Origin of the sequence: Nitrosomonas communis (assembly GCF_001007935.1) — a bacterium.
GTDB classification, from domain to species: Bacteria; Pseudomonadota; Gammaproteobacteria; order Burkholderiales; family Nitrosomonadaceae; genus Nitrosomonas; species Nitrosomonas communis.
The window spans coordinates 854,403-869,756 of record NZ_CP011451.1; the positions used below are offsets into that span (position 1 = coordinate 854,403).

General features: G+C 44.0%; 13 protein-coding genes. 5 read left to right on the forward strand and 8 right to left on the reverse strand.

The annotated features are described in order from the left end of the window. Positions 1–13: 13 nt before the first annotated feature. A complete protein-coding gene (locus AAW31_RS03750) occupies positions 14–1,198 on the forward strand; it encodes a class I SAM-dependent methyltransferase (protein WP_046849219.1) in 1,185 nt (394 codons plus the stop codon). Between the two features lie 586 nt (positions 1,199–1,784). On the opposite strand, the gene AAW31_RS03755 is transcribed toward AAW31_RS03750, so the two are convergent. The 5 genes from AAW31_RS03755 to AAW31_RS03775 form a co-directional block, all read right to left on the reverse strand. After that, positions 1,785–2,504 (reverse strand): phosphorylase family protein, encoded by a 720-nt coding sequence (locus AAW31_RS03755; protein ID WP_046849220.1) that lies wholly within the window; start codon positions 2,502–2,504, stop codon positions 1,785–1,787. Beyond that, a complete protein-coding gene (gene shc / locus AAW31_RS03760; protein ID WP_046849221.1) occupies positions 2,501–4,432 on the reverse strand; it encodes a squalene--hopene cyclase in 1,932 nt (643 codons plus the stop codon). Before shc ends, AAW31_RS03755 begins: the two co-directional genes overlap by 4 nt. Before the next feature lie 211 nt (positions 4,433–4,643). Further along, complete coding sequence (locus tag AAW31_RS03765; RefSeq protein WP_144412834.1) at positions 4,644–5,465, reverse strand: MlaA family lipoprotein; 822 nt, start codon at positions 5,463–5,465, stop codon at positions 4,644–4,646. 99 nt (positions 5,466–5,564) lie between these two features. Next, a complete protein-coding gene (gene hpnA / locus AAW31_RS03770) occupies positions 5,565–6,584 on the reverse strand; it encodes a hopanoid-associated sugar epimerase (protein ID WP_046849222.1) in 1,020 nt (339 codons plus the stop codon). Between the two features lie 254 nt (positions 6,585–6,838). Then, on the reverse strand, positions 6,839–7,447 hold the full coding sequence (locus AAW31_RS03775) for a MotA/TolQ/ExbB proton channel family protein (RefSeq protein WP_046849223.1): 609 nt from the start codon (positions 7,445–7,447) through the stop codon (positions 6,839–6,841). A 524-nt stretch (positions 7,448–7,971) separates the two neighbouring features. On the opposite strand from AAW31_RS03775, the gene xseA reads away from it, so the two are divergent. From xseA to AAW31_RS03795, 4 genes are all read left to right on the forward strand, one after another. Beyond that, on the forward strand, positions 7,972–9,315 hold the full coding sequence (gene xseA / locus AAW31_RS03780) for an exodeoxyribonuclease VII large subunit (RefSeq protein ID WP_046849224.1): 1,344 nt from the start codon (positions 7,972–7,974) through the stop codon (positions 9,313–9,315). 214 nt (positions 9,316–9,529) lie between these two features. Beyond that, on the forward strand, positions 9,530–9,907 hold the full coding sequence (locus AAW31_RS03785) for a DUF423 domain-containing protein (protein WP_046849225.1): 378 nt from the start codon (positions 9,530–9,532) through the stop codon (positions 9,905–9,907). Positions 9,908–9,936: 29 nt separating this feature from the next. Then, positions 9,937–11,127 (forward strand): THUMP domain-containing class I SAM-dependent RNA methyltransferase, encoded by a 1,191-nt coding sequence (locus AAW31_RS03790; protein WP_046849226.1) that lies wholly within the window; start codon positions 9,937–9,939, stop codon positions 11,125–11,127. Between the two features lie 79 nt (positions 11,128–11,206). Continuing rightward, positions 11,207–11,683: a disulfide bond formation protein B gene (locus tag AAW31_RS03795; protein WP_046849227.1), complete on the forward strand. Its 477-nt coding sequence runs from the start codon at positions 11,207–11,209 to the stop codon at positions 11,681–11,683. A gap of 125 nt (positions 11,684–11,808) precedes the next feature. Here AAW31_RS03795 and xerD read toward each other — a convergent pair whose 3' ends face one another. The 3 genes from xerD to htpG form a co-directional block, all read right to left on the reverse strand. Continuing rightward, positions 11,809–12,720, reverse strand: a complete 912-nt coding sequence (gene xerD / locus AAW31_RS03800; RefSeq protein ID WP_046849228.1) for a site-specific tyrosine recombinase XerD — start codon at positions 12,718–12,720, stop codon at positions 11,809–11,811. Continuing rightward, complete coding sequence (locus tag AAW31_RS03805; RefSeq protein ID WP_046849229.1) at positions 12,717–13,211, reverse strand: methylated-DNA--[protein]-cysteine S-methyltransferase; 495 nt, start codon at positions 13,209–13,211, stop codon at positions 12,717–12,719. The genes xerD and AAW31_RS03805 overlap by 4 nt, the downstream gene beginning before the upstream one ends. Before the next feature lie 73 nt (positions 13,212–13,284). Then, a complete protein-coding gene (gene htpG / locus AAW31_RS03810) occupies positions 13,285–15,207 on the reverse strand; it encodes a molecular chaperone HtpG (protein WP_046849230.1) in 1,923 nt (640 codons plus the stop codon). Between the last annotated feature and the right edge of the window lie 147 nt (positions 15,208–15,354).

A 15,354-nucleotide genomic window follows, 5' to 3' on the forward strand; every position in this document is an offset into this window, starting at 1 on the left:
CCGTTCTACTTATATGCCTTCTATTACTTTACCTCCCCCCAGCGAAGCCGGGCTTCAGCATAGTAAAGCGTTACAAAACACTATCCAGGCAAGAATTAATGCCGCAGGTGGTTGGATTTCATTTGCTGATTTTATGGAAGCTACCCTCTACACACCTGGCATGGGCTATTACAGCGCTGGCGCTACCAAATTGGGTTATGCCGGCGACTTTGTCACAGCACCGGAAATTTCTTCATTATTTGGTAAAACCATGGCACAGCAAGCTGTTCAGGTATTCGAACTGATCGGTTATAGCGATATTCTGGAGTTTGGCGCAGGTTCTGGCAAACTGGCACTCGATCTACTGCTTGAACTAGAGCAATTGAACCATTTACCACGACAATACTTTATTTTGGAAGTTAGCGCTGATTTACAGCAGCGGCAACGCGAACTATTCGAAAAATGTGCGCCGCATCTTATTTCATTAGTTCAATGGCTTACCAGCTTACCACATGAATTTAACGGACTTATACTGGCCAATGAAGTGCTCGATGCGATGCCGGTTCATTTAGTAATATGGCAAGACCATCATCTCTACGAACGCGGTGTTACCTGGGATCAACAGAATTTTGAATGGCAGGATCGCCCTTTGATTGCTGGAGAGCTATTTGAAATTGCACAAGCGTTACCTCCATTTAAAGAGGCAATGAATCACGATCCCTTCCGCTACCTCAGTGAAATCAGTCTAGCTAATCGACATTTCATGCGCAGCCTGGCGCAGATACTTCACCGAGGCATGATTCTGCTGATTGACTATGGCTTCGGGCAAAGCGAATATTATCATCCGCAGCGCAACCAGGGCACCCTGATGTGTCATTATCGCCACCATGTTCACGATGACCCCTTTTACTTACCTGGATTGCAGGATATTACCAGCCACGTTAATTTTAGCGCGATCAATGAGGTTGCATTAGCGAGCGATCTGCAGTTACTTGGCTATACCACTCAAGCAAACTTGTTAATCAATTGCGGTATTACTGAGGTCCTATCTCGAACACCCGCTGACATTCCCCATCAATATTTGCCATTGGCCAATCAATTACAAAGATTAGTCAGTCCAGCTGAAATGGGTGAATTATTCAAGGCGATCGCTTATGGCAGAGGAATCAACCAACCGCTAATAGGGTTCACCCGAGGGGATAAAAGGCGATTGTTGTGAAATAAATCAACCAAAAACCCGCCATTGATCGCGGTGGAGGGTACGGTAATTGAAGTGCGGCTACGGTACACTTGGTAGCGACCGCATCCCATTCTAGTGAATGAGAAAATCTTGAAGATACCGCTATATCCTGAGCCAACTTTCCAATCAAACAATCAACGGTGGGTTTTTAGTTCAATAGTTACTTGGCTATACCACTCAAGCAAACTTGTTAATCAATTGCGGTATTACTGAGGTCCTATCTCGAACACCCGCTGACATTCCCCATCAATATTTGCCATTGGCCAATCAATTACAAAGATTAGTCAGTCCAGCTGAAATGGGTGAATTATTCAAGGCGATCGCTTATGGCAGAGGAATCAACCAACCGCTAATAGGGTTCACCCGAGGGGATAAAAGGCGATTGTTGTGAAATAAATCAACCAAAAACCCGCCATTGATCGCGGTGGAGGGTACGGTAATTGAAGTGCGGCTACGGTACACTTGGTAGCGACCGCATCCCATTCTAGTGAATGAGAAAATCTTGAAGATACCGCTATATCCTGAGCCAACTTTCCAATCAAACAATCAACGGTGGGTTTTTAGTTCAATATTGAGGTGAGAATGTACCCCCTAATTCGATATCCGCATGTTTTACTACCGACAGCAGCGTAGCACAAGCTGCACGCATACTCGGCGCAAGACGCAGCAAAGTACCCACATTAACGGATCGGCGCAAAATCAACTCTAGCAAGTAGAGCATGTTGACACTGCCATCAGGATAGACTGCACTCATTAAGATGGGTGGAGGCGAAAATTCGAGAGGATCGGTAATAGCACGTACTGCTACAAAGGGTATTCCAGCATTGACCGCGATCTCGGCAATAGCGCCACTTTCCATGTCGACCGCACAGGCGCCATTTTTTGCAGAAAATCTCCGTTTCTCATCTTTCGAAGTCAATACCTGCTGACTGGTAGCTAAGGTACCTCCCGCGACTTTCACGTGCTTGGGTAGATGCTTTATGATGCGATTACGCCATTCCAAGGCAACAGGGTGAGCATACTCTGTATGGACACGTTCAGGAAGAACCAGATCACCAGGACGCAAAGTCTCATCCAATGCACCTGCTACGCCAAAGCTCACAAGAGCTGATACTCCTCTGTCACGCAATCCCGCTGCAGCCTGCCGGGCAGCCTCGCTTCCTATACCACATACCCAGATTGCCGTTCCTTCTCTGAGCCGAACCATTTCATTGAAAGGAAGCCGGCGTGGCGTGATGCATTTCGCTTCTGCGCGCATTGCGGTGACAATGCCTACTAAGCTCACGAGGGGTTTCTCCCAGTCAGCGCACGATATCGTATCAACGCCCACAAGGGAAAATACTTTGAATAACCGTGATATTTCAAATAAAACACACGCGGAAAACCTGGTGCCGTGAACCATGGTTCGTACCATAATCCATCAGTATTCTGCGTCTTAAGCAAATAATTAATTCCTTTCTCAACTGTCTGGCTGTGTATTTCTCCAGCAGCCATCAGACCAAGTAATGCCCAAGCTGTCTGAAATGAGGTACTCTGCTCAAATTGTCCGGCGCGCTGAGGATCAAAATACGTATCATTGGTTTCGCCCCAGCCACCATCATCCCGCTGAACAGATTTTAACCACTCTACCGCACGACGGATGGCCGGATGCTCCTTGTCAACATTTGCCAGCCGCATGGCTTCTAATACCGACCAAGTGCCATAAATATAATTGCTGCCCCATCGACCAAACCAAGCACCACTGGATTCTTGTTCGCTAAATAGATAGGCCAGACCACGTTCCACTGCCTGCGTATGTTGCTGATCGCCATACATTGCCAGAAAACCGGCACATCGAGCGGTCACGTCGCTAGAGGGTGGGTCAAGCAAAGCACCGTGGTCTGCAAAAGGCACCTCATTGAGATAATAATAAGTATTATCAATATCGAAAGCGGCAAAGCCACCATTACTAGATTGCATACCAGCAAGCCAGTTGGCTGCACGCTGTACATTTTCTTGATAATCAGCGGAGCCAGCTTGATGCAACGCCCAGGCGGCCGCAGCGGTATCATCCAGATCCGGATAATGCGGATTAGCATATTGAAATGCCCAGCCACCGCCCGGTACATCTGGCCGTCGCTCACGCCAATCACCTGGGGCGTCCAGTATTTGATGAGTAATGAGCCAGTCAAGGGCTCGTCGAACTGGTCGTTGATCAGCATCGCGATCCTCCTGTAAAGCAAGACAGGCCAAAACAGTATCCCAAACTGGAGAGGTGCAAGGCTGACACCATGCACGCTCACCTTCATCAACCAGCAATCCCTGAAGTGCTAAGCGGCATTGCTGGCGATAGGGATGATCATAGGCATAGCCGAGCAGCGCCAGAGCCTCATAGGCATTGACCATAGCTGGAAAAATGGCTCCTAAACCACATTCCCCATTAAGACGCTCGATCACCCATTGTTCTGCACGATGTAATGCTTTTTTCCGTACAAAGGTTGGAATCAGCGGTTCAAGCTTTGAGCCCAAGCGCTCCATATACAAAAAAAATCGATTAAGCGGAGTACGGACTGGGAAATAATCCTGTTCTTCTTCGGGTGGAACCGTGAATAACTCCCTAACATGGATATTTCTTGGATTAGCCGCCTTGGCTTTTAAAGAGCAGAGAATAGAAAGTGGAATCATGACAGTACGCGACCAATACGCCACTTTGCTAAGATGGAAAAGAAACCAGCGCGGGAACAAAATAATCTCTGCAGGAACAAATGGAACACCTCGCCACGGTATCTGGCCATACATGGCAAGCAATAGTCGAGTAAACACATTGGCGCGCGCCGCCCCACCATGCGACAGAATAGCAGAGCGAGCACGCACCATGTGCGGAGCATCGGAAGAATCTCCCACAAGCTTCAGTGCATAATAAGCCTTGATACTACAGCTTTGATCAAATGCGCCGCCATAATAAAGCGCCCAGCCACCGTGGGTCATATTTTGTTGCTCACGAATAAAGCGAGCTAACTTGTATTCGAGAACGGTATCGACTTCATCCATAAAATGCATCATCAGGATGTATTCTGCAGGAATCGTACAATCTGCTTCTAATGGAAAACACCAGTGACCATTTTTTTCTTGTACAGAATATAATGCGTTGCGTGCTGAAGAAATGGCGTTATTCAGCTTGGATGTATTCATTTCGTCTATAGTCAAATTGCCTGATTTCAGCCATTGACCCATCAGGGCTGTCCTTTTTATGTTTATAAAGGCAAAGACCTGTTGTGACATTCTAGACATAAACATTAGAAACCTCTATTCAACATATTGAAATATAATTATTTTATGAACCTCTCTTTTTTGTTATTCAACTTAAATACAAAATTCTGATATCCAGTTGCTACCTCACAACAAAAAAGAACCGCTATAAAGATCTACCACACCTGAAACTGATTTATTCAGTAACTTTATTCCTCTTTTTATCATTCTCATCATCACTCTTTTCATCATTCTCATCATCATCCACTTCTTCTATATCGATATAAAGATGATTGTAACGATCGGTGGGAGGGTTACCATCATGGATCAGGAATTCCCGTTGCTGTGTATAGGCTTCGCGTACAAACAAGTACGGATCCAAAGCCGATTGATCACGAATTTTCATTGGTCCTGAAAGTCTTGCGCGCTTATCTACCACTCTTAGAAATACAAGGGGAATCATTATGGGTCCACTGATGGCATAACTCGCATAAAACAAAGCATCAGTAAATAAACTGACAGGCAAATCCGCTATATCTCGCTGACTGCTTGGTCCATATACGGGAACAAATATATAAGAACCACTATTTAACCCCCATACGCCCAATGTCTGCCCAAAATCCTCATCATGCTCCTTGAAACCCATATGACCCGCCATATCAGCGAGCCCGAATATACCAATGGTTGAATTAATCGCGAAACGCAGACTGTCCTCAAATCCCTGACGTATTTTCCCCTGCAGGAAAGCATTCAAGGCAACATTCGGATAAGCGAGGTTGCGATAAAAATTCCCAATAGGACGCTGTACAGCAACAGGCACATGCTCTATATAAACATCTGCCACTGGCTCCAAAATATTCCGATCAATCACGTCCGTAAACCAATAAGATTTACGATTAAAGGATTCATGAGGATCGGCCATATCCATCTCATTTTCATTTTTTGGTGTAGATGTACAACCTGTACAGACCATCACCAGAAAAGACAACAAGATAATAACTAAATGATTTTGTCTCATATCCAAAGTCAGCCTTTTATCTTGTTAAAATGATAAGCCTCTATAGCCACTAAGATACTGGATAGAAAAGGCTAAACAGAATTCTATAAACATGATGCATCACATATTCTTATGTAGTGTTAAAGTACTCGTCACGTACCCTTCTTTAACCAGCCATTCAATCTGGTCAATCAGGGCCTGTCGTATTGAGCTTTGCTGGAAACCCAATTCTTTCACGGCTTTATTACTTTCGAAAAACATGGAACGAGCTGCAAGTCTGACCCCCGTCAATGGAGCCTTGGGAGGTTTACGCGTAATATAATCCGCTGACAATTCAGATAGCGCTCCCACAATGAGAGCGACCCAATGAGGAATGCGAAATTTTGGCATAGCCAATCCAGTAATATCTTCAATCATTAGCAGTAACTCCCCCAAAGTCAGATTCTCATTGCCCAGAATATAACGCTCTCCTGGACGGCCATACTGAGCTGCCAGAATATGCCCTTTCGCTACATCCCGCACATCAACCATATTAAACTTACAATCAAGATAAGCAGGCATTTTACAATTTAAAAAATTCAGAATCATACGCGTGGGAGGTGTAATCCTGCGATCGCCAGGCCCTATGGGTAATGTCGGAGAAACAATCACTACTGGCAATCCCTTTCTTGTAGCGTCAAAAGCTATTTGTTCCGCAAGAAATTTTGAACGACAATAAGGTCCAGGCATTTCATGCAGCTCTCGCTGGATTGATGAATCAATAGGGCGATCTCCTTGTTTCTTGCCAGTCAATATTGACTCAGTAGAAGTATATACCACAACATCAAGATCCGCTTGCGCTGCCTCTGATAACACAGTACGTGTCCCCTCGTAATTCACTTGCTTGAACACGCGCTTGTCTTGCGCCCATAAATCCGGGTTTCCCGCCAGATGATAAAGACGTTGCACACCTTTTAAAGCACGTCGCACCGTATCAGCATCAGTTACAGAACCTCGTATTACTTGTACGTCATTCGGTAGGGAGACATCTTCAAGCTCCAATACTTTTACTGTCTCACCTTGTTCCAGAAGCTGACTTACTAGATGTGTCCCAATAAACCCCCCTCCCCCAGTAACAAGAGAACAACCATAATTTGACAAAACAACTCCTTTAAATCACATATTAGACAGGAAAGCGCAACTTATATAAACAGAAATAGTAAAATACACAATAAGATATTGTGGTAAACGATCATCCAAAAAAGCTGGTCACATTTAGCTTATGTCAGGTCTTATTCCATTTCTAAATCAAACCTGACTTTGTCGGCTTCACCTTGCCGTATGATTGATACTGCCTGCGGCTTGCCTTCGCGTCATGTTTGATTCAGAAATGGAATTACTATTGTTTATCTTGTTTAAATTTGACGTTCCCCATGGATAACTTCAACCAGCTTTAAAGCCTGCAATTCCATTTCCATGACAAGAGTATCTACTTTGGCACGAAAATGCCGATAAAAAATCATGCTGGGTATCGCTACAAGTATGCCAAAGGCAGCATTATACAATGCTACCGATATACCATGGGCGAGTTGTGCCGGATTACTTCCTGTAGACGCATTGGAACCAAAAATTTCGATCATACCAATTAATGTGCCGAATAATCCCATTAACGGACTCAAGGAAGCAATAGTTCCCAAGGTAGTCAGATAGCGATCAAGCTCATGTGCCACGCTACGCCCTGCTTCTTCAATGGACTCTTTCATAACTTCACGTGAATTACCAACATTTCTGAGCCCTACTACAAAAATGCGCCCCAAGGGTGAGTTGTTCTCTAAGCGCGACAACATCTCTGCGTTTGTTCCTGTTCTATTGTATTCCTCTAATATGCTTGGCAGTAAATCCCTGGGAGCGACCTTACTCAGACGAAGACTCCATAAACGCTCGACGATAATGGCAATTGCGACAATGGAAGCAAAGATGATTGGCCATATCGGCCAACCGGCAGCTTGAATAATTGAAAACACGCGTTAATCCCCCAGATAGTGGCATTTCATATATTTTGCAATTGCTGAATACTTTGTTGAGTCAATCAGATGGATTGTGAAGAACACTCGCGTACTGAACGTTTAATCCGAGATGCCCGCTATAATAAAAAATCAAGAGTAAAAAAGATATACCGAATCATAATTTACCGTGACAAGGTATTTTCAGCAAGAAAATATCAATATTCTTTCTTATTCCATTTCTAAATCAAAACTGACTTTGCCGGCTTCACCTTCCCGTATTATTGATACTGTCTCCAGCTCGCCTTCGCGTCATGTTTGATTTAGAAATGGAATTACCTATAACTTCTGTGGATAAATTTGTTTATAGCCATGAATAATGTAAAAAATTAGTCTTATAAAGGATTGTTTTTAAATCTGTTTAATTTCTGAACTTAATAAAAATATTTAATAACAATATGTTGCATTATCATGCTTGTTTCCACAAGACATTTCACTTTCTAAAGAATAATTAGGATAAATATGAATTATTGTAAAATAGTGAAATGAATCTTTCCTTTCAGCCGATTGGCTTTCAATCCGTATTAAGTGTCACCGAATTAAATCGGAGTGCAAGGGAGCTACTAGAACATGCCCTGCCGCTCTTATGGGTAAGTGGTGAAATTTCCAATCTGAAGCAATACCATTCTGGTCATTGGTATTTTTCTCTCAAAGATACCAACGCTCAGGTACGCTGTGTCATGTTTCATCATAAAAATCAGTATCTGAACTGGCAACCTAAAGAAGGTATGCAAGTAGAGGTTCACGCTTTGGTAACACTTTATGAAGCACGGGGTGAATTCCAACTTAATGTTGAAAACATTCGCCGTGCCGGACTAGGATTATTATATGAAGCGTTTGAACGGCTCAAAGCTAAGCTGGAACACGCAGGATTATTCCACCCAACTCACAAAAAAGCACTGCCTACTTTCCCGAGGCAAATCGGCATTATTACTTCGCTCAATACTGCTGCATTACATGATGTGTTAACTACATTGCAGCGTCGAATGCCTGCATTGCCCGTGATTATTTATCCTGCACCGGTGCAGGGAGAAAGTGCCGCTGCCAAGATAGCCGCTGCCATCCACTTAGCCATAAAACGGATGGAATGTGATGTGCTGATCCTCTGCCGTGGGGGCGGGTCGATTGAAGATTTATGGGCATTCAATGAAGAAATTGTCGCACGAGCCATTTATGCTTGCTCCATTCCCATTGTAACGGGTATTGGCCATGAAACGGACTTTACTATTGCTGATTTTGTCGCAGATGTGCGCGCCCCTACCCCTACAGGCGCCGCACAAATTGCTTCTCCAAACGCTCAAGAGATTTCCAATCACCTCCGTCATTTAGGTCAGCGCATGCAGCATGCCATACAACGTAGCATTGAGCGACGCATGCAAATGACCGATTTGCTGACGCACCGTCTGCAACATCCCGGCGATCGTATTTACCATCAAGCAAAACATCTTCATCACTTGCAGGAAAGGCTGTTAAATGCCTACTTAAGATATAGGGAAACACTTTGCTGGAAGCTAAATGAGCTTAATCGGCGCATGCACACAAGCTCACCAGATATTCCTTTTCTGTTCAAGCAGCAACATGATATGGCGCTTCGGTTACGCCGTGCCGGCATACATCAAATCCAAATGTTGGAAAATAATCTTCAGCGTCAACAGGCACACCTGGTACATCTTAATCCGCAAGCGGTACTAGCGCGTGGTTATAGCATTACTTATACAACTGATGGTCATATTGTGCATAATTGGCAACAAATTCATGCGATGGATGATATCCGAATCACTTTTGCTAAAGGATGGGCGCAAGCTAAGGTAACTGAGACAGGAAAATAAGTGTTGATAGACAATTTGATCAGAGTGATGCAGACTTTGGCAACGTTATCCCTTTTCTAAATCAAAATTGACTTTGTCGGCTTCACTTGCCGTATGATTGATCCTGCCTGCGGCTCGTCTTCGCGTCATGTTTGATCTGGAAATGGAATGACTTCGTGGATAAATTTTTATCTCACTCTTATTCATAAATAATTTAAAAGGAATTTAACTGATAATGCCCAGAATCTTTCTCACACTTGGTGCGATTAATGCTTTTTTGTGCGTACTTTTCGGTGCTTTAGGCGCGCATGGCTTAAAGCATACATTGACGACCGATATGCTCGTTATCTTTCAAACCGGCGTGCAATATCATTTTTACCATGCGTTAGGGCTTATCTTAGTTGGGTTGGGATTATTAACCAATTTATCACAATCGCGATTATTGAAATTATCAGGCTGGCTAATGGTTACTGGCATTGTATTGTTTTCCGGCACGCTTTATATTATAAGCGTCACCGAAATACGTGGACTGGGCGTAATCGCGCCGTTCGGAGGTCTTTCTTACATGAGTGCATGGCTATTGTTTGCCTATGCAGCATGGACAGGAAAATAAAAAATAGCGTCAGCTGACTGATTTACCCCATGAAATTTCAGCATTTTTTTGCACCCTGCCCGCGCGGCCTTGAATCCGTGCTCGCCAGTGAGTTGGCACAAGTCGGTGCAGCAGCGATTCAAACATTACACGGTGGTGTTGCGTTTCAAGGCGATTGGCGTATTTGTTATCGTGCTAATCTAGAAAGCCGTATCGCCAGTCGAATTCTATGGCAAATTGCCAGTCAACCCTACCACAATGAGGCGAATATTTATGACATCACTCATGCGCTACCGTGGCATAAATGGTTTGGCCCGGAACTGTCTATACGAGTCAATTTAGCCGCCATAAAATGTCCATTGCGCAGCCTGGATTTCGTCACACTCAGAATCAAAGATGCCATTTGTGACAAATTCCGTAACGTTTGTGGTCAGCGCCCGAATGTCGATACCGTCAACCCTGCCATTCGTATTCACGCTTTTCTTGATGCCCAGATATTGACCCTTTATCTGGATACTTCAGGTGAAGCGCTGTTTAAACGCGGTTTAAGACAACATGCTGGAGAAGCGCCCTTACGTGAAAATTTGGCAGCAGGCATTTTATATCTTGCTGGCTGGCAACCCGGTATACCGTTACTTGATCCGATGTGTGGTAGTGGTACATTTTTAATGGAAGCAGCTCAGATGGCCTGCCGCATTGCCCCGGGATCAGGACGGCATTTCGCATTTGAAAAATTCAAATTACTGGATGCAACATTATGGCAACAGCTCAAGCAATCAGCTCAGGATCAACAACTCCCTTATATTCCCCAACCCATTTTTGGCAGTGATTTATACGGCTATGCACTCGCTCATGCTCGCAATAATCTGACTGCCGCTGGATTAATCGATGTCGTCAGCTTAAAGCAAGCCAATGTGCTCGAAATCACTGCGCCAGCCGCAAGTGGAATCCTCGTCACTAATCCTCCTTATGGGGTACGTATTGGCGAGCAACAAGCGCTTGCACAACTTTACCCCAAGCTAGGAGATGTGCTGAAAAAGAAATTCCCGGGCTGGAATGCTTATATTTTTACCGCCGATCCGCTCTTGCCCAAATTGATACGGTTGACTGCCTCACGCCGTATTCCCTTGTTTAATGGTGCATTGGAATGCCGCCTACTTGAATATAAAATAATCAGTGGCAGTATGCGTAAGAAAACTAAAAACATTGACTGTCAGCAATCTGATACCACCTTATCTTGAAATATTATTTATATAAAATTATCCATTACTCAAATACCCTTAATCATCTTCAACTAAAGTGTCTTAGAGAAGCCAATCGATGCGAATTATCTTCTTATTAATTTTTTTAAGTTGCGCCGGCTTGATTGGTTATGCGCTCTTTCTGCAAAGGGTAGAAGGCTTACTGCCATGCCCGCTTTGTGTAGCACAACGCATCGCTTATTGGTGCGTCGGGCTGACTGCACTATTAGCTTTCCTGCATAACCCCCCAAAAATCGGGCGCAGAGTATATGGCAGTCTGATGCTTATCTTTGCTCTGCTGGGTGCCATCATTGCAGGTCGCCATGCCTGGCTGATACGTTATCCTGAATCCTTTGAGTGCGGTATCAGCCCAGAGGAAGCTTTTCTGAATGCATTACCTATTGCAGAGTGGTGGCCTGGTATGTTTGAAGCGAATGGCGATTGCGCAGATGTCAGCTGGCAACTGCTGTCTCTTACTATTCCAGATTGGTCACTTTTGGCTTTTTTGCTACTGATAAGTACGACTATTTTTCTGTTGCTGGCTAAACGAAGTTGATATTGGGTATTTATTCCATTTCGGCATCAAAACTGGCTTTGTTAGCTTCACCTTGCCGCATGATGGATACTGTCTGCGGCTCGCCTTTACATCATGCTTGATTTAGAAATGGAATTAAGCACATACTAACCTCGGGGATGATGTTTAGCATGGAGTTGCTTTAGTCTTTCTCTGGCTACATGGGTATAAATCTGTGTAGTAGAAATGTCTGCGTGCCCCAGTAATAGCTGGACAACACGCAGGTCGGCACCGTGATTGAGAAGATGGGTAGCAAACGCATGGCGCAAGGTATGGGGTGATAGGGATTTAACAATACCAGCCTGTTGTGCATGACGCTTAATGAGATGCCAGAAAGTTTGACGGGTCATGGTATCACTGCGGGCTGTCACAAATAATTTGTCGGTCACTTTGTTATCCAACAAGCATGGACGAGCCTTTTTGACATAATCATCCACCCAGTAAAGCGCTTCTTCACCAAGAGGAACCAAGCGTTCCTTGCTACCTTTACCCATGACACGTACTATGCCCATATCCGAGCTGACTTGAGCAACTCTAAGGCCCACAAGTTCAGATACACGTAGCCCTGTCGCATAAAGCACCTCCAGCATCGCACGGTCGCGCAGGCCCAATGGCTGCGTAATATCCGGTGCGCTGAGCAATGCTTCAACTTCTGCCTCAGTCAGGCTCTCAGGTAGAGAGCGTGGTAATCTGGGGCTTTCGATGTTGAGAGAAGGATCAATTCTGATCTTCCCCTGGCGCAGCAAGAAACGATAAAACCGCTTCATGCTTGACAATTCGCGACTCGTAGTACTGGCTTTGGCCATAGAGGAAACTCTGCTGGCTAGAAATGCCAATAAATCAGCATGGGTTGCGTCGATGAACGATTGTGTTTGTTGGCTTTGTTTAGCTAACCATGCACCTAATTGCTCCAAATCACTGCGATAGCTTGCCAGGGTGTTACGGGATAAACCATCTTCAAGCCATAGTGCATCAGTGAATTCATCTAATAACTTTGCATTTATCTCAGATGAATTCATACGCGTTCATGGTTAAGGAGCCAGCGTTTGATATTAAGTGGCATACCATCGCTTGCGTGCATGAAGCCTCCGAGACCACCGTTTTTAGCGATGACACGATGACAGGGCACAATGATAGGAAGACGATTGGCACCACATGCTTGTCCCACTGCACGGGGCGCAGAATGTAATTGACAAGCAATATCGGCATAACTACGAGTTGATCCACATGGAATCTGCTGAATAACTTCCCATACCCGCTTTTGATGAGGAGTTCCCGCGATATGAAGCGAAAGATCAAAAACAAAAGTCGGATCATCCTGATAAGCTAGCAGTTGACGACAAACTTCTTCTGCCAGCGGATTGTCTGGGGCGAGTGGAGGAATATCCAATGGGAGATAATCGATGTCGGTCAACCAATCTTCTTCTGTACAGATACCTAATACAGCAAAGGGTGTGATCAATCTTGCCTGGTAATCCTTTAATGGTCCGGCTTCCGTTGTATCACTCATTGTCTCTCCTCCCCTTCAATTTACAGGCTTAGTGGGGGCAAACAACAAGATCACGCCCCCATCAGCCGTTTTATTATTGACCACTCAGCACATTTTGCAAAAGTAAATCATTCAACCTCTTCACAAAGGTTGCCGGATCCTCAAGTTGGCCGCCTTCAGCAAGCAAGGCCTGATCGAACAGTATATTGCTCCAATCAGAAAATTTTGTTTCTTCGTATTTCAGGCGTTGTACCATGGGATGATGTGGATTAATTTCTAAGATAGGTTTGGTATTGGGCACTTTCTGCCCTGCGGATTTAAGCATACGTTCCAGATTACCGCTCATATCATAGGCATCCACGACTAGACATGCAGGTGATTCGGTCAAACGGAATGTCACCCGTACATCCTTGATGCGCTCACCCAATACTTCTTTCATTTTTGTGGTGAGTTCCTTATACCCATCGGCTTCTTTTTCTTGTTCTTTTTTTTCTGCTTCGTCTTCTAATTTACCGAGATCAAGGCTGCCTTTGGCTACTGATTGGAGAGACTTACCGCCATATTCGGATAAATTGGCTACTAACCATTCATCTACACGCTCGGATAGGAGTAAAACCTCAATTCCCTTTTTGCGGAATATCTCCAGATGCGGGCTGTTTCGAGCAGCTTTTAGGCTATCGGCGGTCACGTAATAGATTTTTTCTTGTCCCTCTTTCATGCGTGCAACATAATCATCAAGCGATACCGTTTGCTCGTCAGTATCACTGTGAGTTGAAACAAAACGTAGTAATTTAGCGATACGCTCGCGATTAGCATAATCTTCACCTACACCTTCCTTCAATACCTGCCCAAATTCCTTCCAGAAGGTTGTGAACTTATCGCGATCCTCTTCTTTATCACTACTAGCAAAGTCTTCAATCAATCCAAGAATTTTCTTGACTGAGCCAGCTCGAATATTGTCAATATCTTTTGATTCTTGCAGAATTTCGCGCGAAACATTGAGTGGTAAATCATTAGAATCAATGATCCCACGCACAAAACGTAAGTAATTCGGCAATAATTTTTCTGCGTCGTCCATGATAAAAACGCGCTTAACATACAGTTTGATACCGTGACGACGTTCACGATCAAATAAGTCAAAGGGTGCACGCGATGGGATGTAAAGTAACTGCGTGTATTCTTGCTTACCTTCTACCTTGGCATGAATATAAGCCAGTGGGGGTTCAAAATCATGAGCGGCATGTTTATAGAATTCTTCATATTGCTCCTTTGTAATCTCACTTTTTGATCGCGCCCACAAAGCACTGGCTTGATTAATGGTTTCATCTTCTTCAGTAATTTTATATTCATTACTCTCTTGCGACCATTCTTCTTTCTTCATCACAATGGGCAACGTAATATGATCTGAATATCGGCGAATGATTGATTTCAACCGGAAACCACTCAATAGCTCGTCTTCATCTTCTCGTAAGTGCAAAATTATTTGGGTGCCACGATCTTTCTTTTCCACTGTTTCTAGCGTGTAATCTCCCTCTCCAGTCGATTCCCACTGCACTCCATGTTCGGGTGTCAGGCCGGCACGCCGTGTAATCAGTGTTACTTTATCTGCTACGATAAATGCAGAATAGAAACCTACCCCAAACTGCCCGATCAAATGGGCATCTTTGGCTTGATCACCTGTTAATGAATTAAAAAATTCTCGTGTACCTGACTTGGCAATTGTGCCAATGTTATCAATGACCTCCTGACGGGACATGCCAATACCATTATCTGAAATAGTAATAGTGCGCGCCTCTTTGTCATAACTTACAAGAATTTTTAGATCAGAGTCTGACTCATATAAAGCAGCATCTGTTAACCCTTCGAAACGTAACTTATCAGCCGCGTCTGAAGCATTTGAGATCAACTCCCGTAAAAATATTTCTTTATTGCTGTATAAAGAATGAATCATTAACTTTAAAAGCTGTTTGGCCTCAGCCTGAAAACTCATATGTTCTTTGTTTATTGCAGCCTGCATAGTTTTCTCCTTAAAAAATGCGGTAACATTGTGGGGATGAATTAATAAATTTCAAGTTGAAAATTAAATATGGATACCAATATTTTTTAATTTTCATCCTTTAACTAAGAAATATCTAATCAAAATAACAATCATCCTAATAAACGC